This window comes from Methylomonas montana (genome assembly GCF_030490285.1).
Taxonomy (GTDB): Bacteria; Pseudomonadota; Gammaproteobacteria; order Methylococcales; family Methylomonadaceae; genus Methylomonas; species Methylomonas montana.
In genome coordinates this window covers 1-23,924 of record NZ_CP129884.1, presented here as the reverse complement: position 1 = coordinate 23,924, position 23,924 = coordinate 1, and the positions used below count along the sequence as shown (strand labels likewise).

General features: G+C 50.7%; 25 protein-coding genes. 14 read left to right on the top strand and 11 right to left on the bottom strand.

The genetic code is table 11. From position 1 onward, the window contains the following. The first annotated feature begins 9 nt into the window (after nucleotides 1-9). The 10 genes from QZJ86_RS00125 to QZJ86_RS00080 all read left to right on the top strand — a co-directional run bounded on the left by QZJ86_RS00125 (nucleotide 10) and on the right by QZJ86_RS00080 (nucleotide 4,088). Nucleotides 10-150, top strand: coding sequence for a hypothetical protein (locus QZJ86_RS00125; protein WP_301935651.1), 141 nt, complete (start codon nucleotides 10-12; stop codon nucleotides 148-150). A 100-nt stretch (nucleotides 151-250) separates the two neighbouring features. Then, nucleotides 251-838, top strand: a complete 588-nt coding sequence (locus QZJ86_RS00120) for a transglutaminase-like domain-containing protein (protein ID WP_301935650.1) — start codon at nucleotides 251-253, stop codon at nucleotides 836-838. Between the two features lie 11 nt (nucleotides 839-849). Beyond that, on the top strand, nucleotides 850-1,395 hold the full coding sequence (locus tag QZJ86_RS00115; RefSeq protein ID WP_301935649.1) for a class IV adenylate cyclase: 546 nt from the start codon (nucleotides 850-852) through the stop codon (nucleotides 1,393-1,395). A gap of 46 nt (nucleotides 1,396-1,441) precedes the next feature. Beyond that, nucleotides 1,442-1,753, top strand: a complete 312-nt coding sequence (locus QZJ86_RS00110) for a PaaI family thioesterase (protein WP_301935648.1) — start codon at nucleotides 1,442-1,444, stop codon at nucleotides 1,751-1,753. Continuing rightward, nucleotides 1,743-2,144: a DUF4260 domain-containing protein gene (locus tag QZJ86_RS00105; protein WP_301935647.1), complete on the top strand. Its 402-nt coding sequence runs from the start codon at nucleotides 1,743-1,745 to the stop codon at nucleotides 2,142-2,144. The genes QZJ86_RS00110 and QZJ86_RS00105 overlap by 11 nt, the downstream gene beginning before the upstream one ends. A gap of 35 nt (nucleotides 2,145-2,179) precedes the next feature. Further along, entirely contained in the window at nucleotides 2,180-2,431 is a 252-nt protein-coding gene (locus QZJ86_RS00100; protein ID WP_301935646.1) for a hypothetical protein, read from the top strand. Nucleotides 2,432-2,454: 23 nt separating this feature from the next. Continuing rightward, nucleotides 2,455-3,006 carry a pyridoxamine 5'-phosphate oxidase family protein gene (locus tag QZJ86_RS00095; protein WP_301935645.1) on the top strand — a complete coding sequence of 184 codons (552 nt, stop codon included), beginning with the start codon at nucleotides 2,455-2,457 and terminating at the stop codon, nucleotides 3,004-3,006. Nucleotides 3,007-3,144: 138 nt separating this feature from the next. Then, on the top strand, nucleotides 3,145-3,336 hold the full coding sequence (locus QZJ86_RS00090; RefSeq protein ID WP_301935644.1) for a hypothetical protein: 192 nt from the start codon (nucleotides 3,145-3,147) through the stop codon (nucleotides 3,334-3,336). Nucleotides 3,337-3,621: 285 nt separating this feature from the next. After that, nucleotides 3,622-3,768, top strand: a complete 147-nt coding sequence (locus QZJ86_RS00085) for a hypothetical protein (RefSeq protein ID WP_301935643.1) — start codon at nucleotides 3,622-3,624, stop codon at nucleotides 3,766-3,768. A gap of 5 nt (nucleotides 3,769-3,773) precedes the next feature. Further along, complete coding sequence (locus QZJ86_RS00080) at nucleotides 3,774-4,088, top strand: hypothetical protein (RefSeq protein WP_301935642.1); 315 nt, start codon at nucleotides 3,774-3,776, stop codon at nucleotides 4,086-4,088. Between the two features lie 24 nt (nucleotides 4,089-4,112). Here the strand turns inward: QZJ86_RS00080 and QZJ86_RS00075 are convergent, their stop codons facing one another. Continuing rightward, on the bottom strand, nucleotides 4,113-4,655 hold the full coding sequence (locus QZJ86_RS00075) for a flavin reductase family protein (RefSeq protein WP_301935641.1): 543 nt from the start codon (nucleotides 4,653-4,655) through the stop codon (nucleotides 4,113-4,115). 478 nt (nucleotides 4,656-5,133) lie between these two features. Here QZJ86_RS00075 and QZJ86_RS00070 point away from each other — a divergent pair, with 478 nt between their 5' ends. Beyond that, nucleotides 5,134-5,427 carry a CPXCG motif-containing cysteine-rich protein gene (locus QZJ86_RS00070; protein WP_320415834.1) on the top strand — a complete coding sequence of 98 codons (294 nt, stop codon included), beginning with the start codon at nucleotides 5,134-5,136 and terminating at the stop codon, nucleotides 5,425-5,427. Nucleotides 5,428-5,907: 480 nt separating this feature from the next. Here the strand turns inward: QZJ86_RS00070 and QZJ86_RS00065 are convergent, their stop codons facing one another. Continuing rightward, complete coding sequence (locus QZJ86_RS00065) at nucleotides 5,908-6,183, bottom strand: hypothetical protein (protein ID WP_301935640.1); 276 nt, start codon at nucleotides 6,181-6,183, stop codon at nucleotides 5,908-5,910. A 757-nt stretch (nucleotides 6,184-6,940) separates the two neighbouring features. Between QZJ86_RS00065 and QZJ86_RS00060 the strand changes: the two genes are divergently transcribed. Both QZJ86_RS00060 and QZJ86_RS00055 read left to right on the top strand, forming a co-directional pair. Next, nucleotides 6,941-7,180, top strand: a complete 240-nt coding sequence (locus QZJ86_RS00060; protein WP_301935639.1) for a DUF2171 domain-containing protein — start codon at nucleotides 6,941-6,943, stop codon at nucleotides 7,178-7,180. Nucleotides 7,181-7,488: 308 nt separating this feature from the next. Further along, entirely contained in the window at nucleotides 7,489-9,156 is a 1,668-nt protein-coding gene (locus QZJ86_RS00055; protein WP_301935638.1) for an alpha-keto acid decarboxylase family protein, read from the top strand. Nucleotides 9,157-9,314: 158 nt separating this feature from the next. Here the strand turns inward: QZJ86_RS00055 and QZJ86_RS00050 are convergent, their stop codons facing one another. The 4 genes from QZJ86_RS00050 to QZJ86_RS00035 form a co-directional block, all read right to left on the bottom strand. Continuing rightward, entirely contained in the window at nucleotides 9,315-10,787 is a 1,473-nt protein-coding gene (locus QZJ86_RS00050) for an efflux transporter outer membrane subunit (protein WP_301935637.1), read from the bottom strand. A 107-nt stretch (nucleotides 10,788-10,894) separates the two neighbouring features. Continuing rightward, entirely contained in the window at nucleotides 10,895-13,972 is a 3,078-nt protein-coding gene (locus QZJ86_RS00045; RefSeq protein ID WP_301935636.1) for an efflux RND transporter permease subunit, read from the bottom strand. Beyond that, nucleotides 13,969-15,117: an efflux RND transporter periplasmic adaptor subunit gene (locus QZJ86_RS00040; protein ID WP_301935635.1), complete on the bottom strand. Its 1,149-nt coding sequence runs from the start codon at nucleotides 15,115-15,117 to the stop codon at nucleotides 13,969-13,971. Before QZJ86_RS00040 ends, QZJ86_RS00045 begins: the two co-directional genes overlap by 4 nt. Before the next feature lie 19 nt (nucleotides 15,118-15,136). Then, complete coding sequence (locus tag QZJ86_RS00035) at nucleotides 15,137-15,949, bottom strand: oxidoreductase (protein ID WP_301935634.1); 813 nt, start codon at nucleotides 15,947-15,949, stop codon at nucleotides 15,137-15,139. 103 nt (nucleotides 15,950-16,052) lie between these two features. Here QZJ86_RS00035 and QZJ86_RS00030 point away from each other — a divergent pair, with 103 nt between their 5' ends. Then, nucleotides 16,053-16,496, top strand: coding sequence for a winged helix-turn-helix transcriptional regulator (locus QZJ86_RS00030; RefSeq protein WP_301935633.1), 444 nt, complete (start codon nucleotides 16,053-16,055; stop codon nucleotides 16,494-16,496). Between the two features lie 17 nt (nucleotides 16,497-16,513). On the opposite strand, the gene QZJ86_RS00025 is transcribed toward QZJ86_RS00030, so the two are convergent. The 5 genes from QZJ86_RS00025 to dnaA form a co-directional block, all read right to left on the bottom strand. After that, on the bottom strand, nucleotides 16,514-17,533 hold the full coding sequence (locus QZJ86_RS00025; RefSeq protein ID WP_301935632.1) for a type I restriction endonuclease: 1,020 nt from the start codon (nucleotides 17,531-17,533) through the stop codon (nucleotides 16,514-16,516). 164 nt (nucleotides 17,534-17,697) lie between these two features. Then, nucleotides 17,698-20,106: a DNA topoisomerase (ATP-hydrolyzing) subunit B gene (gene gyrB / locus QZJ86_RS00020; protein WP_301935631.1), complete on the bottom strand. Its 2,409-nt coding sequence runs from the start codon at nucleotides 20,104-20,106 to the stop codon at nucleotides 17,698-17,700. A gap of 121 nt (nucleotides 20,107-20,227) precedes the next feature. Next, on the bottom strand, nucleotides 20,228-21,301 hold the full coding sequence (gene recF / locus QZJ86_RS00015) for a DNA replication/repair protein RecF (RefSeq protein WP_301935630.1): 1,074 nt from the start codon (nucleotides 21,299-21,301) through the stop codon (nucleotides 20,228-20,230). 13 nt (nucleotides 21,302-21,314) lie between these two features. Then, entirely contained in the window at nucleotides 21,315-22,418 is a 1,104-nt protein-coding gene (gene dnaN, locus QZJ86_RS00010) for a DNA polymerase III subunit beta (RefSeq protein ID WP_301935629.1), read from the bottom strand. Nucleotides 22,419-22,607: 189 nt separating this feature from the next. Further along, nucleotides 22,608-23,924, bottom strand: a complete 1,317-nt coding sequence (gene dnaA / locus QZJ86_RS00005) for a chromosomal replication initiator protein DnaA (RefSeq protein WP_301935628.1) — start codon at nucleotides 23,922-23,924, stop codon at nucleotides 22,608-22,610.

Here is a 23,924-nt window from a genome sequence, read left to right as displayed (position 1 = left end):
GAAATTATCGTGGATAATGGTTATTCCAGGCCACTCCACCATGCCGATGCCGCGCCCAGGGAAACCTTGACTACGATGTCGGCAAGATTGATCGAAGCGGTATCGATCACCTTGACGTTACCGAGCGCCAATATTAACGAGGCAGACTGAGGTCTTCACCGGAAATAGTCTCTTTGCTGCGTAAGGTGTTGGCGGCAATCGAACACGCGGTAAATTCCGGCGTCGACATAAAGCCATAAATCAGGTACGGATGAAACTATATCTCGACAGCAGTCCATATATCGATACCCAACATCCCAACATCGTCGCGCGGGCCGCGGAGCTGGCGGACGGCTGCGCCGATGAGGAAGAAATCGCCAAACGCTGTTTCGAATTCGTCCGCGACGAGATCAAACATAGCTGGGATTACCGGCTGAACCCGGTGACCTGCAAAGCTTCCGAGGTGTTAATCCACGGCACCGGCTACTGTTACGCCAAAAGCCATTTGCTGGCGGCGCTGTTGCGCGCCAACGGCATTCCGGCCGGACTTTGTTACCAGCGGCTGACGATAGACGGAAACGAGGCGCCTTTTTGCCTGCACGGTTTGAATGCGGTTTACCTGCAGCAATACGGCTGGTACCGGATCGATGCGCGCGGCAATAAGCCCGACGTGAACGCGGACTTTTGCCCGCCGCTGGAGAAATTGGCGTTTCCGATTGTGAATCCTTTGGAACAAGATTTACCCGGCATTTGGTCGGAACCCTTGCCGGTCGTCGTCAAAGCCTTAACCGAACACCAAACCGTCGAGCAGGTTTATAACCACTTGCCGGATGTTGATTGTCAAAATCATAAGTTCTAACCGAAGCGAATATGGCCAGAAATATTGAAATCAAAGCACGAATCGACAGCGTCGAATCACTATGGCCGCTGGTGATTAATATTGCCGATGAAGGGCCCATCGAAATCATCCAAGACGATACTTTTTTCGCTTGCCCCAACGGCAGGCTGAAACTTCGCGCCTTCTCCGATCATGACGGACAGCTGATTTTCTATCAGCGCCCCGACAGCGCAGGTCCCAAACAGTCTTTTTATGTGATTTCGCCCACCGCATCGCCGGATACACTCCGGCAAAGCTTGACGCTTGCTTATGGTGAAAGCGGTAGGGTGCAAAAACACCGCACATTGTTTATGGTCGGCAGAACCCGAGTACATTTGGATAGAATCGAAGGACTGGGTGATTTTCTGGAATTGGAAGTGGTGCTTGGCGAATGTGAGTCGAGCGAAACCGGTGTGTCCATTGCCCATGAATTACTGGAAAAACTGGGCATCAATCATCATCAGCTAATAGAAGAATCGTATGTGGAGCTATTGGCAAGATTACCTGGCAAGGTAATCCGGCAGACTGCCAATCGGTAAAACAGTACACGCTTGACATGAATAGCAATAGTTAGAGAGGAACTTCTTGGACGTATCGCAATTACCCTTCAATCGGCTTATCGGGCTGGAGCTTGCCAATCCGGATAGCGGCTTTTTGGTTTGCTTTCCCGACAAAATGCAATACACCAATCATCTCGGCACCGTCCATGGCAGTGCTTTATTGGCAGTAGTCGAGGCGGGCTCCGCTGCATTTCTTTCGCAACACTTGGCTGACGAAACCGGAGTTGTTCCGGTCGTGAGAAAACTCGAAGCCAAGTTTCGTAAACCAGCGTCGGGCCAGATAACCCAAAATAATCAGTTTCTATGCAGAAATTTCTGGAGTCCAAATGATAGGTGAAACAACAGGTGCCGTTCGTGTTTTGTTGCGATTGGAGGGATTTTGCGTTTTGGTTGCGGCCTGCGTCGCCTACTCAAAATTCGGCTTGGACTGGAGTACTTTCGCAATCTACTTCCTGGTCCCCGATATTTCTTTGCTCGGTTACTTCGCCGGCGCCAAAGTCGGTGCCATTAGCTATAACACTGCGCACTCATACCTCGGTGCAATTGTCAGTCTGGTGATCGGCTTTACGGTTCCGTCCTCGGCACTTCAATGTGCCGGTTTAATCTGGTGTGCCCACATTGGCTTTGATCGGGCGCTGGGTTATGGACTCAAATATCCGGAGGGATTCGGCTTTACTCATCTTGGCCGCATCGGCCGATTTATTGCCAAACATTCAGACGAGCAATAACCGGGTTATAGACCCGGAGCATTAAAGAACATCGAATGGCTTTTACACTCGACAAGGTCGTGCCCTGGGGACGTTCGTACCCAGAATATGTCGGTATGTTTGGTCTGAGCGAGGCCGATCTTGGCAGTCATATTCTGGGTTGCGGTGACGGGCCAGCCGGATTTAACGCCAAACTGACCAAACTTGGCGGACATATCGTTTCAGCAGGCGCTGTCTACATTTTTGATGTCGAGCAGATCAAAAGCCGCATTGCGTTTTTTGCTAATATGACCCAACCAAACCGTTAGCCATTCAAACCAGCGAGACAGCCATGGGCAAGCGCTTTAACGAACTATCCGCCAAACATATCCACTTTATCAACGAGCAGAAACTATTTTTCGTCGGGACAGCGACCGCCGACAGTCGCGTGAATATTTCGCCCAAGGGCATGGACTCGCTACGGGTGTTGAGCACCAATCGCGTTGCTTGGCTGAACACTACGGGTAGCGGTAACGAAACCTCGGCTCATGTACAGCAAGCACCGCGAATGACCATCATGTTTTGTGCGTTTGATGGTGCCCCGTTGATTCTGCGGCTTTACGGCACCGCGAAGGTTGTTCATCAGTACGACCCGGAGTGGGATGATCTTTTTGCCCGGTTTAAACCGCTACCCGGTGCCCGGCAGATTTTCGACGTCAATGTCGATTTGGTGCAAACCTCTTGCGGTATGGCAGTTCCCTACTTTTCATATACCGGTGAGCGGGAATTACTCTCGGACTGGGCGGAGAAGCTGGGCGAACACGGGTTACGGGACTATTGGACGAAAAACAACCAAGTCAGTATCGACGGTATAGCCACCCACATCCTGGAAAAAAGCGACTAACGCAATGCCTGACAACACGAATATTTGCCGTCAAATCACCGAAGCCGATTTGCCCGCCGTATTTTGCTTGTACGGGCAATCCGAGTTTGACGATGGCAAGCACTTACCCTGAACGACGCGGAGCAGATCTTTGCGCGTATGGCTAGTAACCCGGACTACAAAATCTACGTCGCCATCCACGCCGATAGGATTGTCGGTAGCCCAGCAAAAAGAAAAAGCAACCATGCGCTATTTCATCCGCTGACCAAGTCTTTCACAATCATCCTGGTGTTTGGGTTTCCAGGCCTCTATCAACTTCTGGGCATCATCCCGTTGTCGGTCGGTCAATAGCACGCCAATGTTTTGTTGATTCATGATCATGGCTTTGCGAAAACTAAAGACGGTTTTTCACTTCATTGCTTTTTACGTCGTCGCATCATCAGAAATTCTTCGACTTGAACGAGGGGAAACCCCTGGATTAGGTTAGATACCGTACAGACCGACAGCTTTGTGGTGCATATGATTAAAAGCAGATGATTGGTATCGCAATTCTTGTTGTCGTTAATGACCGTCGGGTCATAACCAAACGAAAATTGTCATCAATATTCCAGAACATAAATTTCTTTGGAGAAAGCCATGAAAAAATTAAGTCAATTAAAAGGTAAGGCTATGACTTTTAGCCACCAGGTAGAAGGAAGGGTACTACCACCGTTGATATTATGGATGCTCGGAGTTCCAGGAGGGATTTGTGTGATTTTATGGTTTTTTTTCTTTAGAGATTAGTCAGCTTGAACCGCTTAAAAAGGGAATTAAAACGGGCATTGCGCGACGTATCGGCAAAACCCGAACCGCCTGCTACGGTTGAAATGCGGGTGAACAGCGGTGTTTACCCACCTACTTCGGTCAAGACTTTTGCGGTTGTATTTTTCCAGGGATTCGGGAAGTTCGATAAAGCCATGGGCGCCGGTGCAGCGGGTATGAACAATACATTCTGGAATTCACTCGACCGAAATGAGAGCGATTGTTTCACGCAGAATGAAATCTTCCAGCAACGGGCAATCATCATATCGTCGGCCGCTCTATCGGCCATTTCAAATCGCTAACGCTTATTCTCTAGGTTTTCAGGATTAGACGCCATCGTGAAGCTTCGATCGCATCATTTCCCTACGGTCCAATCTGTCCCCATCCATAACGAAGGTGCCATCACCGATTGCGTGAATGGTCCGCCTCTCTTTTCGTGAATCATCAAAGTAGGCTTCAATACCGTCAAGGACAACGATGTTATGCTTTTCGACAATATCGACAACCCTACATTCGATATTTGCCAGACATTCCTTAATCAGAGGCGCCCCAACATGCTTTCCCTTGAGCGGGGTCAAACCGAATTTTTCAAATTTATTCGTATCGGCGCCAGAACATGTCCCCACTCCGACGACCTGATCAATAAGATCCACCGTAGGAATAGCAATGGCGCATTCTCTTGAGTTTCGAAGCGTATTATAGGAATAGTTCCAGGAACCCGTAGTTATGGCTAATCTGGGCGAAAAATCCATTACCATGGTCCAGGAAATAGTCATTACGTTATGCTTCTCTCCATCATTTGTGGTGATGAAGACAACTGGGCCTGGTTCTATCAGTGTGAATGCTTTGCCAATGGGCATCGTCTTCATTGCCGTAGACCTCCTGCTGTTTGCCAAAAGAATTTACCAAGTGCCATATGTAGCTGGGGGAGGAATCGTCCACCACTTCGACCCGCGACCTATTCCCCCAGCACTCATCTTCATTAGGTATATGAATCAAGGCCAGCGCGTGGCGTTACCCTTTTTATTTTCTGCCTTTTAATGGTTGCAGACTCCCAGGCAATGACAAGGTAATCCTTATATTCGGGAAAACCGCTATTGATTGCTATTGATGTTCCTCAACTGAAATAACCGATGAAAATTGTTTCGCTATTACACGGATCGCAGTGACAGCTGCATAACTGCTCACTTGGCCAATGCAATGGAGCAATCCATTCCTCAATTTAGCACTTAATCAAATGAACACTGGCTGGATTTGCTGATAACCTAGTGTTATTTGTGGACCTCTTCGGCGATTTTAGTTCACATCAATGAAAGACTAATATCAAAACGTTTCATGAAGTGTGGCATGAAATTCATCTTCATATTTTTGATTATTTTGGAGTTGAGTCTACGTCGCTCATCGCATTCGTTAATTCTTAAAACCGGTGTACCAACGAAGGATGAAATCATGCAAAACCTACCAACCGCAAACATTCAGTGCCCGTACTGTTGGGAAACGATCGAAGTATTAGTAGACTGTTCGGTAGAGCGTCAGGAGTATATTGAGGACTGTAGTGTGTGCTGTAGACCTATCACGATCATCGTTGAATCCTCGGATGGTGACGTGGTGAACATTGAAAGCCGCACCGAAGATGAGTAATTTATAACTCAGAACATGCCAATCCCCGATAATGTGGACGCATTCACGACGACTGGTTATACCCGACTAAATGATATCGTTTTAGCCTCTGACATTGTCGTTTGAATATTGATTGTTGACGATTTTTCTATAAAAAGCCGAATAAACAGGGCATTAAAGTGTGGTACACCGTACAGCCCCCCAATCTCTAGGTGTCGGATTATATTTCGACCATAAGTCGACATTCTGAATCCATTGGGGATACATGATGAAAAAAGCAAAAACACCTGTTCTATCCACCATCGCCGGGGGCTCCGGCTCAGCACTGCAGCCAAGACCCGTCAGTGGGAGCGAGAAGCTAGTATCAGAACACTCGCATGATGCGATGGCAGCCGGGAAAAATACACGGCTAAAATCTATGAATAGCAAGATAGTGGGGCTGTCTTGCTATTGAATAGTAACTGACGAACGCGCACCCAGAGCGGTTTATAAAAATATTATTTAATCTTGGAGACCATAGGTATCAACAATCTCTTGCTGCAAGGTTATGATGTCTTCGCGCATTTTTTCTGGTAATTCATCGGCTCCCTCAGTGGCTAAGCAGTCATTTCTGGAAAAAATCAAATCAACCAGTTCTGGTTTTGAATATTCGTTCTTACAAGCGTCATCATGTGATTCCTGCAATTTTGAAATAACATCGACAGCAGCGCCCCGGTTTTGACCCGTATTATCTAGATAGCCCGCTAAATCATTTATTCTTTGAATAATAGTTTTCATGGTTATGCTCTACTAATTAACCCCGGAATCTGCCGGATCAGCCCTGGTTTTCTCCAGTCTGTATTGTATTTATCGTGTTTTGCATAATTTGTCTGTACTGTTACTAACATAAAGTCTCCACATATAGATTTTGCTAGCCACTTTTGAATATTTTATCTTTTCACCTTCCAACACTCGGAAGTCTTTGTTTTTGGTTTTCATCGATTGCTGATATGAAACTCTTGACGAATACGCATTGCCTATATCAAGGATGTATACATCCAGGCGTAACGAATTATTGCGTCTGGGCTACTAAGGGGCTCTATTTAAAGTTATTCGTGTGGTTTACGCTAACTTGGGGAACTCAAATGCGGGCGAGATGAATGAATATTGCAGTTACCTAATAATACCCACTCAGTTTTTCTCCAATTGGGCTTTAAGTTCGTATTTTTCACGATCAATCTCTCCTCGGGTACGCACACCCAACCTGCGCAATAAAGGTAATCACATACGCTGAAGGTTTTGGAAGCGGCGTTAGTGGCGCGAAGATTTTTAGTCCCCGATAGGTCGCGAGCATGTTTCTTTGTTTACGATAATTCAGCAACCTAATGTGGGATGCCGAACTGATCAGAACCACTAATCTCTCTATAGTTTGCAATAGCCAGAGGGATCAATAAAACTTTCAATTCATTCAATGAGTGCCCTGCGACATGCAGGTCACAATACCGAGCCAGAAATTTCAAAATGACTGGCTAATTAAGCCAAAAGGAGAACCAAAATGATTAATCCCGACCAGATCAAACCCGATATGCCCGTTGTCTGCTCAGAAGATGGCCAGTTTGCCACCGTCGATCATATGGAAGGCACTAACTCAATCAAACTGAAAAAAGATGAAGCCGGTCAGCATCACTACTTCCCACTGTCTTGGGTAACCTCAACCGAGCATGGCAAGGTTAAGGTGGATCGTCCAGGTGATAAGGCCATGCAAGACTGGTCGACTGTTTCACCAATACTTTAAACGAATGATTTCAGACCACAGCCTAAGTGTTTCTTGTTCAGGTGAAAAACGTTATCGCAAGGATATTAATGATGAATTGGCTATGTGCATAATCCAGACAAACCATAGTCTCGAGACTACTGTCTGGCTAAGGCTGAAGTCTGGGACCCGTGTGTAAATGCGCGACGTAATTTAGCAATAACCTATCTATGTGCTTTGCCGTACCGACCAAATCATAGTGTGCAGGTAGCCTGCGCCATTCAGCAAGTAGATCTATCACACATAATCCGTTTTACCTTGTTTCCGCTGCAAGATCAGGAGCCGGCACCATGAGCAATTCAGATATCACCGTTGCGGATTACCTGATATTCCGACTGAAAGAGATAGGCGTGGATCACCTGTTTGGTGTACCGGGCGACTTCGTACTGGGATTTTTCAATCAGATTTTGAAAAGCGACCTAGCCTATGTCGGTACCTGTAATGAACTCAACGCAGCCTATGCGGCTGACGGCTACGCCCGAATCCGAGGTGTTGGCGCTTTTTCTTCAACGTATGGCGTGGGTGAACTGAGTGCCATCAACGGCGTGGCGGGCGCATTCGCGGAGAGAGTGCCCATAGTGGTGATCACCGGCTCTCCAGCGACGATTAATTTCCGCAATCGGCCTTTGTTGCATCACACCTTAGGCGATTATCAGATTCCACTGCGAATATACGAAAAAATTACGGCCGCCTCGACCGAACTGGTTTCTGCTGAGATGGCGCCAGCCGAGATCGACAGAGTGCTATCGGTGTGTCTTTCTCATCAACAACCAGTCTATATCAGCCTTCCCGCTGATGTGGTATTGATGAAATGCCGTTATCCTGAGGCGTTCCGGTTCCCGCCTGACCTCGGTAGCGATCCTGATGTACTTGAAGAGGCGATCAACGAAGCCACGGAGATGCTGAAAAATGCAGATAAACCCGTGGTGATCGGCGATGTGGAGCTGATACGTTTTAAACTGCAAAAACAATTCGCCGACTTTATCGACAAAACCGGATTTCCCTATACCACCATGATGTTGGGCAAAAGCGTTCTGTCAGAACAGCACCCACAATTCATCGGTTTATATCAGGGAGAACGGAGCCGCGATTACGTAAAAAATCGAGTCGAGTCTGCCGACTGCATATTACAACTAGGGGCATTGCTCACTGACTTTAATACCGGTGGTTTTACCGCCGAGCTTGATGAGGTGAAAACAATCAGCGTCAACATTCGTTCCGTCAGGATCAAACATCATGTTTACGAGAACGTGTCGCTCCATGATTTTATCCTTGGGCTAACCGAAAATCTTGCCCGACGCGATTCGGCAACCCTGGATATTCAATCGGCAACCGATGGCTGTGTCCATCGCCGTTCCGAAAAATACTTTGCTGATGGCCAAAAACCGCTGACCATCAAGCGATTCTTCGATCGCATGAGTCATTTTATTGAAGACGATGCGATTGTCGTTGCAGAAACGGGAGTGTCTCTATTTAGTGCGGCCGAATTGCTAATGCCCAAAGGCGTCACCTTTATAGGGCAAACCTTTTATGGTTCTATCGGCTACAGCATCGGTGCCACCCTAGGTGCCGCTATGGCAGCAAAAGCCAGGCAGGTCGTGCTATTTGTGGGGGATGGTTCTTTTCAAGTAACCGGCCAGGATCTGTCAACGATAATTCGCAACCATCTCAAGCCCGTGATCTTTCTGATCAATAATGACGGCTACACGATAGAGCGAGTCATTAGCGATCATTCCTATAATGATCTCCAGCCCTGGAAATATCACAAACTGGTAGAGGTGTTTGGCGGTGGAATGGGTTTTGATGTCCACACCGAAGCAGAGCTTGAAGAGGCACTGGCGACAGCCGCTACGTCTGATCAATTGATGTTCATCGAAATTCACACTGGCCGACTAGACTGCCCCGAGTCGCTGGTTAGCGCGGGGCAGGCTATGGCAATGACTAATCAGTTAGCGTAATTACACGATAAACGGGTTTGGCCTTTCGGATTAGCTCAAGTTAATGATTTAAAACGTTCTGTGATCGCAATTGGCTTGGAGGCATGAACGTCAGAGATTTTAGGAATGCCGACAGGATGATGGCGTTCATCGCTTTTCCAAGTACTTGCCGTGCGATCCTACCCGCCGCCGATCACGTCGATACCACGATCCGATGAAGCAATTGTCCAGCCGCCACCAAACGCTCGGTACAGCGACACCATCGCCACGCTGACCGCTGTTTCGGCTTTTGCGCGTTCGTCGCTGACGGCCAGTTTGCTGCGCTGGGCATCCAGAACCGCGAGATAATTGCCCGCACCGCGCTTATACAATGCATCGACCAGCCGGTAAGCTTTTTCCGCCGAGGCTTCCGCTTCGGTCAATCGGCTGAAGCTATCGGTAGCGGAATGATGCGCGACGAAGGCGTTTTCCACGTCTTCCAGGGCCAGCAAAAAAGTTTTCTCGTAATCGGCCGCGACTTGCTCCAGCCGCGCATCGGCTGCGGCAATATGAGCGCGGATGCGTCCGGCGTTGAAGATAGGCGCGGAAAGGCCCGAGCCCAAGGCATAAACGGTCTCGGCCAGGCTCGGAAAACCGCCGACTGCCAGCGCGCCGAGACCGCCGCTGGCCGACAGCACCAGCTTAGGATAGAGATCGGCCCGCGCCGAACCCAGGCTGGCCGCCGCCGCGCTGACTTCGGTTTGCGCCAAACGCAAATCGGGACGTTGCGCGAGTAAATCGGCGGGCAGCTGGTTCGGTATGGCCGGCGCTTGCTTCGGCAATGGACCGACGACGGCTAGCCGCTTTTCCAGACTTTCCGGCGGCTCGCCCAGCAATACGCCCAAACGATGGATCAGGTTTTTCTCGGCGTTGGCCAGTCCCGGCAGCGAAGCTTCGGTGCCCTGCAGCAAGGTTTGCTGACGGGCCATATCCGCCTCGTTAGCCAGCCCGGCTTTAAGAAATACCTGCAAAGTCCTTAATCGTTCGCGCTGCAAGTCGATATTGCTTTGCAGAATGCCGATACGTTGCTGCTCGCCGCGCAGCTCCAGATAGTTTGTCGCCACCTGAGCCAGTAGACCCACTTGCGCCGCATGTAAGCCTTCCTGATTGCCTTCGGCTTGCGCGGCGGCGGCTTCCGCTTCCAAATGCCGGCCGCCGAACAAGTCGATTTCCCAGCGCGCCGCCAGTCCACCGCTGACCGCATCGGCGGTAGGCGTAATCAATTTGATGCCTTGCCCGCTGGGAACGCCGACGATGCGGTCGATACGTTTTTCCCGCCCGCCGGAGATTGAGAAATCGAGGCTGGGGTACAGCGCCGCTTCGGCGACGGTCACCATCGCGCTGGCTTCGCGGACGCGAGCGGTAGCGATCTTCAGATCGTGGTTGGCGGCCAAGGCTTTGTCTATCAATTCATTCAACAAGGGATCGTTGAAACCTTGCCACCAAGTCTTCAGGTCAACCGCTTCGGTGGTTTGGGCGGTTTCGGCATTAGCTACATGCTGCCATGTTGCCGGGCTATTGAGTGCTACTTGGTCGCCGACGCGGGTCGGCGTACAGGCGATTAGACTAACTAGGGACAGAAGGGTTAGCGGTGTTAAATATCGATAATTCATTGCAAAACTCCGTGGTCGTATACGCCAAAAATGTAGGTTGGGCAGAGCAAAGCGAAGCCCAACAAAATCAAAATGTTGCACCCGCGGGCATAAAGGCTCCATTGCATTTAGCCTAACCTGCCGTCCGTATTGTCCGTCGGCGCACGCTCCACCCTGAACCAAGCCGCATACAGCGCCGGCAGGAAGAACACCGTCAACACAGTCGCCACCGTCAGCCCGCCCATGATGGCGATGGCCTGCGGGCCGAAGAAGTCGTTGCGCGACAGAGGTATCATCGCCAGGATGGCCGCCGCCGCGGTCAACATGATCGGCCGGAACCGTCGCACCGTCGATTCGACAATGGCCGACCAGGTGTCGAGCCCTGACTTTTCGTCCTGATCGATTTGATCCACCAGAATCACCGAGTTGCGCATGATCATGCCGGCCAGCGCCAGAATGCCAAGCAAGGCCACGAAACCGAACGGCGCCCGGAACAGCAGCAAGGCGAAGGCGGCGCCGATCACGCCCAACGGCGCGGTGCTGAACACCATGAAAGTCCTGGACAGATTCTGCAACTGCATCATCAACAAGATCAGCGTGACGATCAGCACCAGCGGAATCCAGATCAGGATAGACTTTTGCGCGTTCACTGCATCTTCCTTGGAACCACCGGTTTCGATGAAATAACCGGCCGGCAGACTATCCTGTATGGGTTTAAGTTTCGGGACGATTTCCGCCGCCACGTCCGGGGCCATCTTGCCGTCGGCCACGTCGGCGCGCACCGAAATGGTTGGGAAACGGTTGCGCCGCCAACGCACGCCGTCCTCGAATACGGTTTCGAACTTGACGAACTGCGACAACGATACCGACTTGCCATTAGCGGTGCGAACAGCAACCTCTGGCAATTCGTCAGCGGCGGTGCGCAATTCGGGACTGGCCCGCCAGACGATGTCGATCAATTTATCCTGCTCGCGCAATTGCCCGACCGGGATGCCGGTGTAATGCGCCTGCAAGGCTTGCGACAAGCTGGCCGTCGAAACCCCGATAGCACGGGCCTTGTCCTGATCCAATGCCAGCCGAAACGAAGGCATTCGATCATGCCAGTCGTCATTGACATCCACGGTGCCGGGATGGTTGCGCACGACTTCGGCTACCCGCTCGGCAATGCCGCGCACGATGTGGGGGTTTTCGCCGAGCACCCGGAATGCCAAGGGATAATCCATCGGCGGCCCGACATTCAGGCGCTTCACCCGGCCGCGCACAGCCGGGAAATCCGTCTCAAGAATCTGCTGGACGTGCTGCATCACCCGTTCGCGCGCCGCATTATCCTGGGTCATCACCACCAATTCGGCCAGATTGGTATTCGCCAGTTGCTGCACGATCAGCATGAAAAATCTCGGCGTGCCGCTGCCGATATAGCTGGCGACATGTTCCACATCCTCATCCTTAGCCAGTAAATCTTCCATGCGCTTAGCGGCGGCTTCGGTTTGCTCGAAGGAACTACCTTCCGGTAGCCACAGGTCGACGATGACTTCCGGGCGGTTGGACAACGGGAAGAACTGTTCGGGGACATGGGCTAACGCCACGACACCGAGACCGAACAAAGCCAGCGTGGCGAAAATCACTTTCTTACGGTGCGCCACGCAGGCATCCACCCAGCGGCGCAATCGGTTGTAGAACGGCGTATCGAACAAGTCGTGGACCGGACCGTCGGCGTTGGCATGCACCTTGAGGATCAAAAATCCCAAATAGGGGGTGAACACCACCGCGCCTATCCAGGACAGTATCAGCGAAATGCCGACCACCTGAAAAATCGCCACGGTATATTCACCGGCCGAGGATTGCGCCAAACCCACCGGCAAAAAACCGGCGATGGTGATCAAGGTGCCGGTCAGCATCGGAAAGGCCGTGGCAGTATACGCATAGGTCGCGGCGCGCATCCGATCCCAACCTTCTTCCAGCTTGCGGGCCATCATCTCGACGGCAATCATCGCATCGTCCACCAGCAAGCCCAACGCCAGAATCAAAGCCCCTAACGAAATACGTTGCAGATCGATGCCGCACAGCAGCATGACCAGCAAGGTGGCTGCCAACACCAGCGGCACGGTCAGCGCCACCACGGAACCGGTGCGCCAGCCCAGGCTTAAAAAGCTCACCACCAACACGGTAGCCAGGGCTTCGAAGAAAGTACGGCCGAATTCCGCCATCTGGTTTTTAACCACATGCGCTTGATTGGCGACCGGCTCTACGTCCATGCCTAAGGGCAATTCGTTTTTGATGCCGGCCAGCGTGTCCTCCAGGTTTTTTCCCAGGTCGATCACGTTGCCTTTCTTGTTCATCGTCACGCCGAGGCCGAGGGCCGGTTTGCCGTTGAAGCGCATCTTGAATTCCGCGGGATCGATATAGCCGCGCGTCACCTGGGCAAAATCTTTGACCTTGAAGGTGCGATTAGCGATGCGTACCGCCATATTGGCGACGCTGTCCGCCGAGTCGAACGAGCCGGTCAGGCGTATCGGTAGATTGCGTTGCGCGGAAAATACCGTGCCGGCCGGCGTCATGCCGTTCTGTGCCTGCAAGGCCTGGGCAACCGCCGCCGTATCCAGGCCCAGTTCGGCCAGCTTTTTGTCGGAAAACTCGACGAAAATCTTTTCGTCCTGTACGCCGATCAGGTCGACCTTCTCGACATCCTTGACCCGCAACAATTGTTGGCGCACCGAATCGGCAGCCAACTTCAGATCGGCATAACTAAAACCCTCCCCGGAAAAGGCGTAGATCAGGCTATAGGTATCGCCGAATTCGTCGTTGAAAAACGGCCCTATGCTGCCGGGCGGCAACGTCATGCGAATGTCGTCGACCTTCTTGCGCACCTGATACCAAAGCGTAGGGATGTCCTTGGGCAGCGTATCCTCGCGAGGGGTGACGAAAATCACCGATTCGCCGGGTTTCGAATAACTGCGCAGGTAATCCAGGTTAGGCAGTTCCTGGATTTTCTTTTCCAGCCTATCGGTCAACTGCTGTTCCACTTCCAGTGCTGTGGCGCCGGGGTAGAGGGTTTTAACCACCATGATTCGAAACGTGAACGGTGGATCTTCCTGCTGGCCCAGCATGTGATACGCGAACATCCCGCCGAGCACCACCAATGCCAGCATAAAGCCGGTGAAGGAGCGATGCTTGAGCACCCATTCGCTGAGGTTGAACTCTTTCATAGTCCTTCCTTGCTGCCGTTATTCATAGGCAATCCCGGTTCTTCCGGCAAGCGGACAGCCTGCCCATCGGCCAGGCGCTGAACGCCGGCGCTGACCAGCAATTGGCCGGCGGTGAGGCCTTCGACAGCAATGCGTTCACCGGCCAGCGTTTCGCCCAGCCGCACCGGCACGGATTTGACGGTGGCTGCCTGCTCGTTAACCAGCCAGACCATGGGATGATCGGGCTGGTTTTGCGGGGTATAGACGGCGGAAAGCGGAATGGCGATGCGGGAAGCGGTGTTCGCCGCGACATGAACGGTCGCCGTCATGCCTAATTGCGCGGCGTCCAGGCCATCCAGCAAGCTTGCCTTGACACGATAGGTGCGGCTGGCCGGATCCGCGGCCGAGGAGATTTCGCGAATTTTAGCCTTGAGCCGCCGATTGCCGTCGGACCACAACGACACATTAACTACTTGTTGGCGTTGGATTTCCGGCAGGCGATGCTCGGGCACGTCGAAATGGATTTCCTTTTCGTCGAGCTGGGCCAGAGTCATCACGGCCTGGCCGGCAGCCAACACCTGTCCGGCCTCGACAGCCAACGCCGTCACTACGCCGTCGCGGTCGGCATGCAATTCGGTATAGGTCAGCTGGTTAAGCGCTTGGCCCAATTGTGCTTCCAGAGCCGCCGTCCGCTCTCGCGCCGTCGTATAAGCCGTTTCGTGCCGCTCGAACTCCGGCGGACTGATGACTTGCTGGGCCAGCAGCTCGCGGTATCTGGCCAGGTCGTCTCGCAAGAAATTGCTGTCGGCCTGCGCGGAAGCCAGCTGAGCCTTAAGGCTTTGAGTGGCGAGGCGGTAATCGTTGCCGTCCAGTATCGCCAGCAGTTGGCCTTTACGCACTGGGTCTCCAACATCAACTTTCCGCTCCAGCAGTTTACCGGCCACCCGGAAGGATAACGGCGTCTCGATTCTTGCTCTGACTTCTCCGGCAAAGCTCATAACACCGACCGTAGTGGTGTCCTCGATTCGAAACACCTTTAGCGGTCTGGAAACTGCTGGTGTTGGTTTGTCCTGGTCGCTGCATCCGACGCTTATCATCAGCGGCAGTAGAAACCCAACTAGAAGCCGGCCCGTAGTCGTCATGGAATTCTTCGATAAATGAATCATGTCGTTATCCTTCCATTATTCAGACTATCGGCAGCTGGTTAAACTTGCGCAAGCTCTTGTCTACCATGGCTTCCGGGAGGAAACGGCGCAGAAACCGCACCTGACTTGCCTGTTTTCCGGCGGCATAACGCCTTCTGGGAACTGCGGCAGTCGCGGCTTTCAACACCGTATCAGCGACCACCTCCGGGGCATCGCCTGCATTCACCCCATTCCGCATGAGCACTTCCATGCCGGCACGCACCGAGTAATAGACGGTAAGCAGCTGATCAGGCCTTGTTATGCTTTCTTCGAACGAGGTCCGGGTAAATCCTGGTTCGACCAACACAACCCGAATTCCGAATGTGCGCAGTTCGTGGTCGAGCGATTCGGAATAGCCTTCAACCGCATGCTTGGTCGCGGCATAGAGCGCGCCGTAAGGAGATGGGATCAGCCCGAGGACGGAGCTGATATTGATTATCCTTCCTTGCTTTTGACTGCGCATGGTTGGTAACACTGCATTGGTCACACGGGTGATGCCAAAGACATTTACGTCAAACAAGGCCTGGGCTTGTGCGGTGGACGACTCTTCCGCCGCGCCAAGCAAGCCAACGCCGGCATTGTTGACCAACAAATCGATACGTCCAGCCTGTTTCAATACCTCGGCTACCATGCTCTTTACCGAGGCTTCGTCGGTCACGTCGCAGGTCAGCATGGTGATGCCGGCTATGCTTGCAGCCTTGCGGCTGGTTCCGAATACGCGATAACCGGCTCGTTGAAGGGCCTTGGCCGTTACCAGCCCAATGCCTGAGGATGCGCCGGTGATCAGGGCTACAGCAATGTCTTTATTGTTCATATCAAATCTCCTTGCGGGGGTGGATAGTCTGTCGACTAAGTGTTACTATCATTTTGAAACTAATGTTACTATCAAAACGAAAGTAAGTCACTACTAAAACAGTATGAACGATAAAAATATTTGCACCGACCCCTGCCCGATAGCGCGCTGCCTGGCTTTTCTCGGCGACACCTGGAGCCTGTTGATTCTGCGGGACGCCCATATTGGCCTGACCCGTTTCGACCAATTTCGGAAAAGTCTTGGCATCGCGCCGACGATTCTGACCCGGCGATTGGCGACGTTAACGGAGGAGGGATTATTGGAAAAACGGCTCTATTCGGAGCGTCCGCCGCGCGAGGAATATGTGTTGACGGCCGCCGGCCGCGATTTTCTGCCGGTGCTGGTGATGATTGGCGCCTGGGGGCATCAGTATCGCGGTGGCGGTCCGTTGGTGCGCGTCCAGGATGTTGAAACGGGGGAGGATATTAAACCGGTAGCCATCGACGCGGTCACAGGGGCAAAGATTGGGACTCGCCCGCTACGTTTTGTACTACCGGATTGCGGCTGATGACACTACTGCTTGCTCTATTCAAATATCGTGGCGTAGAAGTCAAACTTCTGGGTAAAGATGCGCTCGAAACTGAACTCCACCAGCTTGTTGATGATCGCACGGCAGAAATTATCGCGTTTGCCCTCGCTTAACTTGCGCTCGATGGCCTTAGTGGCGAACAACTGCGGGTAACGCATGACATGCTTTTGCAAACCGTCGGTCTCATGGACGTAGGCCAGGGCGTAACGCAACACGAAAGCCAACCGCTCTCGGCTCAGCAACGAAGTGCAAATAAGATTCGTTGGCCTATTTGGTTCTTTATTGGTGATAAATTCAGGATTGCTGCGGATGACTTCGAGATTATTGTCTTTCAGGACATGCAACTCTGTGTCCTCGGATAAGGGCTTGAGCAATGCCGTCAAATTCAATACCTCTTCTTCGCGGAAATAATTAAATTGCGGTTCCAGGTAAGACGGGCTGGCATAGAATGCCCCTTGAATGGGCTGAACGTCGGTATCGTCGTACTCCATGTTGTTGGAGAAGATCATCAACTGAGTCACGTTAACGAAACGCTTGAATTTGGGATTTTGGAAGCGCTTATTGATGCGGTCCCGTTCCGCCAATATACCCTCGCGGTTATTGGGTTTTTTTACCTCGATAAACACTAACGGCATACCGTTAATCAGCAAGGTAATGTCGGGCCGGAATTCTTCATCGCCGTTTTGGTAGGTGAGCTCGGTAACAACGTGGAAGCTATTGTTATTGAAGTTCTCGAAGTCAATCAGTCTGATACCAGAACGGTCCGTAAGCTTACTGTAAAAAGCTTGACCCAGATCATCGTTGTCCAAGGTGAGTTTCACATCTACCCACAAACGCTCAACATCCGCATCAGCCACGCCGGGATTGATCTTACCAATTGCGGTTTTAAATAAATCGGGAAAAAGGTTGGACTCCAAATCCCACCGCTGCTCCTTCAGCGATAAGTATTGGTAACCGAGGCGAACCAAATGCAGGATGACTGGAATCTTGACGCGCGTGTCTTCAGTGAACTTCATGTAATCCCTTATAAGAAAGTTAAGCCTGCTAACCAGCGCCGTCTAAATCAGATGTGGTCCACCAACATTCGTGAACCACATCGACCCACCATTAATAAATTTTGAGATTTCACATAAGAATTGTGAGACAAATTTAAGAAATTATGAGATCTGACAACAACAAGTTAAACATCCAAATTAGCCACATCCAGCGCGTTCTTGACGATGAAATCGCGGCGCGGTTCAACTACATCGCCCATCAGCGTGGTGAAGATTTCGTCGGCGGCGATGACGTCGTTGATGGTGACTTGCAGCATGCGGCGGCTGTTGGCATCCAGCGTGGTTTCCCAGAGCTGTTCGGGATTCATTTCGCCCAGACCTTTATAACGCTGGATGTGCTGGCCTTTCTTGACTTCCTTCATCATCCACTCGAAAGCCTGTTTGAAGGTATCGACCTGCTGTTCGCGCTCGCCCATCCGCATCACTGACGCAGAGCTAAACATGCTTAGGGTTTTTTCGACATAACGGGCGATTTTCTGATAATCGTTGCCGGCAAAGAACGGCGCATGCAACACGAAGGTTTTGGTGATGCCGTGCAGGCGTTTATTGACCGTGACATCGAAATCGTCGCTGCCATGGTATTTAAGCTCGGTGCTGAACACTGCCTTGTGACCGCCGACGTTAAGATTCTGCTCCAGTTTTTGGAGCCAGGCTGCCAGTTTTTCCTGATCGGCTTTGATGTCCTGGCTTAGTACCGGCATGTAAGTCATTTGTTCCAGATACAGGTCATCGTAACGTCTGGATAAGCGATTGATGATGCTCATCACGTCGGCAAATTCGGTCGCCAGTTTTTCCAGGCCTTGACCTTGAATCACCGGGGTATCGGCGTCGGTTTGCAATTGTGCCTTATCCAACGCCAGTTGGATAAGGTATTGATTCAACGCACTGTCATCTTTGACGTAATGTTCCTGTTTGCCTTTTTTGACTTTGTACAGCGGCGGTTGGGCGATGTAGATATAACCACGCTCGACCAGCTCCGGCAATTGCCGATAGAAGAAGGTTAACAACAGGGTGCGAATGTGCGAGCCGTCGACGTCGGCGTCGGTCATGATGATGATGCGGTGATAACGCAGCTTGTCGATGTTGTATTCGTCCTTACCGATTCCACAGCCCAGCGCGGTGATCAGCGTGCCAACTTCCTCGGAGGAAATCATTCTATCGAAGCGGGCTCTTTCCACATTCAGGATTTTACCTTTCAGCGGTAAGATGGCTTGCGTGCGGCGATCACGGCCCTGTTTCGCGGAGCCTCCCGCCGAGTCCCCTTCCACTATGAACAGTTCGGACAAAGCCGGATCTTTTTCCTGGCAATCGGCTAGTTTGCCTGGCAAGCCGGCGATATCCAGCGTCGTCTTGCGGCGGGTCATTTCGCGGGCTTTTCTAGCCGCTTCCCTGGCACGGGCTGCATCGATGATTTTGCCGGCGATAGCTTTAGCGACTTGCGGCTGCTCCAGCAGGAATTCCTGGAGCTTTTCATTCATCGTCGATTCGACCAAGGGTTTGACTTCCGACGACACCAGTTTGTCTTTGGTTTGCGAGGAGAACTTGGGATCGGGGACTTTCACCGACAACACCGCCGTCAACCCTTCGCGAGCATCATCGCCGGTAGTGGCGACTTTTTCTTTTTTCGCCAGCCCGTTGTTTTCGATGTATTGATTAATGGTACGGGTCAAGGCGCCTCTAAAGCCGGCCAGATGGGTACCGCCGTCGCGTTGCGGAATGTTATTGGTGTAGCAAAATACATTTTCCTGATAGGAATCGTTCCACTGCATCGCCACTTCCACGGTGACGCCTTCCTTTTCGGCGATGAAATGGAAAACTTTCTCGAACAATGGGGTTTTGTTTTTATTGAGGTGTTGGACGAAGGCGCTGATGCCGCCTTCGAACTCGAACACATCTTCCTTACCGGTTCTTTCGTCGCGCAATGAAATCCGCACGCCGGAATTCAGGAACGACAGTTCGCGCAAGCGCTTGGCCAGAATATCGTAGTGAAATTCGATATTGGTAAAAATGGTGGGGCTGGGCTTGAAGTTGATATAAGTGCCGCTACCTTCGGCGTCGCCGACTACCGCTAACGGTGCTACCGGCTCGCCGAGTACATATTTTTGCATATGCAGTTTGCCGTTCTTACGAACCTTCAGCGTTAATTCTTCCGATAAAGCATTCACGACCGAAACACCGACGCCGTGTAGACCGCCGGAGACTTTATAGGCGTTGTCGTCGAATTTTCCGCCGGCATGTAGTACCGTCATGATGACTTCCGCTGCGGAACGGCCTTCTTCCTTGTGTATATCAACCGGAATACCGCGACCGTCGTCGTAAACTGAGATCGATCCGTTTTCGTGAATCACCACATCGACGCCTTTGCAATATCCGGCCAAGGCTTCGTCGATCGAGTTATCGACGACTTCGAATACCATGTGATGTAAACCGGAACCGTCATCGGTGTCGCCGATATACATACCGGGACGTTTTCTAACGGCATCCAGTCCTTTCAGTACTGTGATATTCGAACTATCGTATTGTTGTTCACTCATGGGTGTATCCATTGTGTTGTGTTGTACCGCAACGATGGCTCGGTTTTATCGTTGCGATAAAACCCGAACAAATCGTGTGTGATGGGAGTTGTAATATTTATTATGTGTTCCACGTGAAACCTTATAACTGTTTAATGCTGCCTTGTTCCACGTGAAACCATTTATATTTTTCAATTGCGCCTAAATCGCCGAAATCTGCCAAATCTGTGCTGCTGACAAATACCTGGCAACTCAGACCAGCTAGGTATTTTATCAATTTTGCCCTATTCTCTGCATCCAATTCGGCGGTTAGATCGTCGATTAAAATACAGCAGGCATTTGGGCTCTCCTGATTCAATAAAGTCACTTGCGCCAGCAATAAAGCCAGCACCAATAGCTTTTGTTGCCCGCGCGACAAATAATCCTTCGCCAATCTTTTGTTGAGATAAGTGTGAAAATCCGCTCGATGCGGACCGCTATGAGTAAAGCCATAGCGCATGTCCCGCTCCAGATCGGTTTTTAAGACTTGCTCTAACGGCTGCATATCGTCCCAGCCAGGCGAGAAGCGCAAATCGACATCGTCCTTATTCAGGAAATGCCTAGCCATTTCCAAAAACACCGGTTGCAAACTCGCCAAATAGCTTAAGCGAAAGTCTTTAATTACTTGGCCGTATTCGACCAGTTCTTTATCCCAAGCCGGGATTTGTTTGATTTGCCGGCTTTTCAATAAGGCATTGCGCTGCTGCAAGGCTTTATTGAATTTTCGCCAGCACGGCAAAAAATTCTTGTTCTGATTAAAAATCCCCCAATCCAAAAATTCCCGGCGAATCTGCGGGCCCGAGTCGAGCAACCGATAACTCTTGGGATGAATCAATTGCACCGGCAAGGCATAAGCCAAATCAGCTTTTTGCCGATCTTCCCGGTCAATGCGGATCTGGCACTGTTTGTTATCGATCTGGATACCGATAGTACTGGTCGAACCGTTGTGCTGACGATTTTGCGCCAACACAATCAACTGCGGTTGGTCAAAGGAAATTGCCTGCTTGATGTGGGTAGTACGGAACGAACGCGCCCTACCCAAAATAAAAATAGCTTCCAGCAGCGAACTTTTACCGCTGGCATTGGCACCGGTGATTAAATTGAAGTCGGGCGATGGCAAAATACTTGCCGTGTGGATGTTCCTGACCGCCAACACATCCAGTTTTAACAAGGTCATGTCTTTGGAGGACTTACATCCGCATCGGCATCACGATAAATTTAAACAAAGGTTGTTCCGGCTCTTCGATGAAACAACTGCTGGCATTGCCGGCTATCGTCAACACCGCCAACTCGGAATCGAGATTGGATACCGCATCCAGCATGTATTGCGAATTAAAGGAAATGCTTAGCGGCTCGCCTTGATAATCGATGATCAATTCTTCCTCGGCCTCGTCGTGTTCCGGATTATGGGTACTGAGCTTTAACAAATCGCCATGAATGTCGAAAGTTACACCCTTGTATTTTTCGTTGGACAGAATCGCCACCCGTGTTAAGGCATCCCTCAATAACTGTTTTTGAATCAACAGCGGACTCATAAAGGCTTGATTAAACACTTTACTGAAATCAGGAAACTTGGCGTCGATCAGTTTCGAGGAAAACACCACATCCTTGTAATAAATTCTGATGTTGTTGCTGGAAAACTGGATGTTCAATTCGGCATCCGCATCGTCCAGCAAGCGACTTAACTCTTGCACGGCCTTTCTAGGCATGATGATACGGGCTTCGTAACCGGTAGCCTGACCGATATCGTCTTCGTAAATCGACAAGCGGTGGCCGTCAGACGCTACCAGCTTGAGTTTGGAATTACTAATGTTCAACAATAAGCCGTTCAGATAATAGCGTACATCCTGATTGGCCATGCAAAACACGGTCTTATCCAAAGCTTTCTTAAACTTACCGGCATTGAGTAAAAAATGATGCTCGAATTCGGACTCATTGAATTCCGGGTAGTGTTCGGCCGGCAAGGTGCTCAAGGAAAACCGGCTACGGCCGGATACCAGTTTGACTTTATCGTCTTGCAATTCGAAATGGATTTCAGCTCCGTTCGGCAATAAGCGGCAAATATCCAGAAATTTTCTGGCCGGTACGGTAATTTCACCAAGAGTCGTTATCGATTCGATATTTAATTTAGCGACAATCTGTATTTCGGTATCGGTGCCGGTCATCACCAATTGATCGTCGCTGGCTTGCAACAACACATTGGACAGTATTGGCATGGTCTGGCGTTTCTCGATAACGCTGACGATTTGTTGCAGCGGCGCCAAAATTTGATCTTTGCTAATAATAAATTTCATATAAATATCTTTTATATATTGTTACTACTATGTAAACAAAAAGCTGTGGAAAACTGTATTTATTTAATTTAAATCAATATCTTGGAATGTATTAAATACTGTTGCCGAAGACCATTTTATGTTGTTTGTCATTTGTGGATAACTCAAGAGGCTGGTTTTCGGCACCATTTATCCACAGCTTAAATGCAATTAATGAGACAAGGTTCTCAACAGGTTTTTGTAGTCCTCGGCCATCTTCACATCGTCGTCTTTCAACTCCGCGACGCGCTTGCAGGCATTGATCACCGTGGTATGGTCGCGTCCGCCGAAAGCATCGCCGATTTCCGGATAACTGTGTGAAGTCAATTCCCGCGCCAAACACATCGCCACCTGTCTGGGCCGGGTAATCGATTGCTTGCGATTTTTCGACGACAAATCGGCCACTCTGATTTTGAAATATTCGGCCACGGTTTTCTGGATGTTGTCGATGCTGATCAACTTGTCTTGTAGGCTGATCAAATCGTGCAGTGCTTCCTTGGTAAATTCCAAGGTGATATCACGGCCGGTAAACTGCGAGTTAGCCACTACCCGCCGCAGCGCACCCTCCAAGTCTCTAACATTGGAAGGTATCCGCTTGGCGATGAAAAAGGCGATTTCCTGATCCAGATCGACGCCGACTTGTTGGGCTTTCTTGATCAAGATCGCGGTGCGGGTTTCCAGATCCGGCGGTTCGATCGCCACCGGCAGGCCCCAGCCGAAACGCGATTTCAGGCGGTCTTCCAGACCGTCTATCTCCTTGGGATATTTATCGCAGGTCAGCACCACCTGATGTTTGTTATCCAGCAGGTTATTAAAGGTGTGGAAAAATTCTTCCTGCGAGCGTTCCTTACCGGCCAGAAATTGAATATCGTCCATCAGCAAAATATCGATGCTGCGGTAGTACTCTTTAAAATGATTGATACTGTTTTGTTGCAAAGCCTTAACCATGTCCTGCACGAACTTTTCCGAGTGCAGATAGACAATATTGGCATCAGGCTTTTTTAGCAGCACCGCGTTGCCGATGGCATGCATCAAGTGAGTCTTGCCCAGACCGGAACTACCATAGATGAACAAGGGGTTATAGACCTTGCCAATATTCTCGGACACCGTCACCGAAGCGGCCCTGGCCAATTGGTTGGATTTACCTTCGACAAAGCTCTCAAAGGTGAAGGCTTTGTTTAAAAAATTGGGTTGATTCTTTTTCTGGGCCGGACTCTTGCTCAGCGTTGGCGCTTTGATGGCCGGGGCTTTTTTACTGCCGATTTCAAACTGCACCGCCAGTGTCGCATTGGAAAATTCATTGACCGCATCTTCGATTACCGCAAAAAAATGCTGTTTGATATGGTCAATAATAAATCGATTGGGGGCGAGCAATTTCAGCTGGCTGTCGGTTTCCACCGCTTGCAGCGGTCTGATCCAGGTACTGAAATCGGTACTGGGAATTTCATGTTCAAGCTTGGCCAGGCAGTTGTTCCAAATCACACTCAT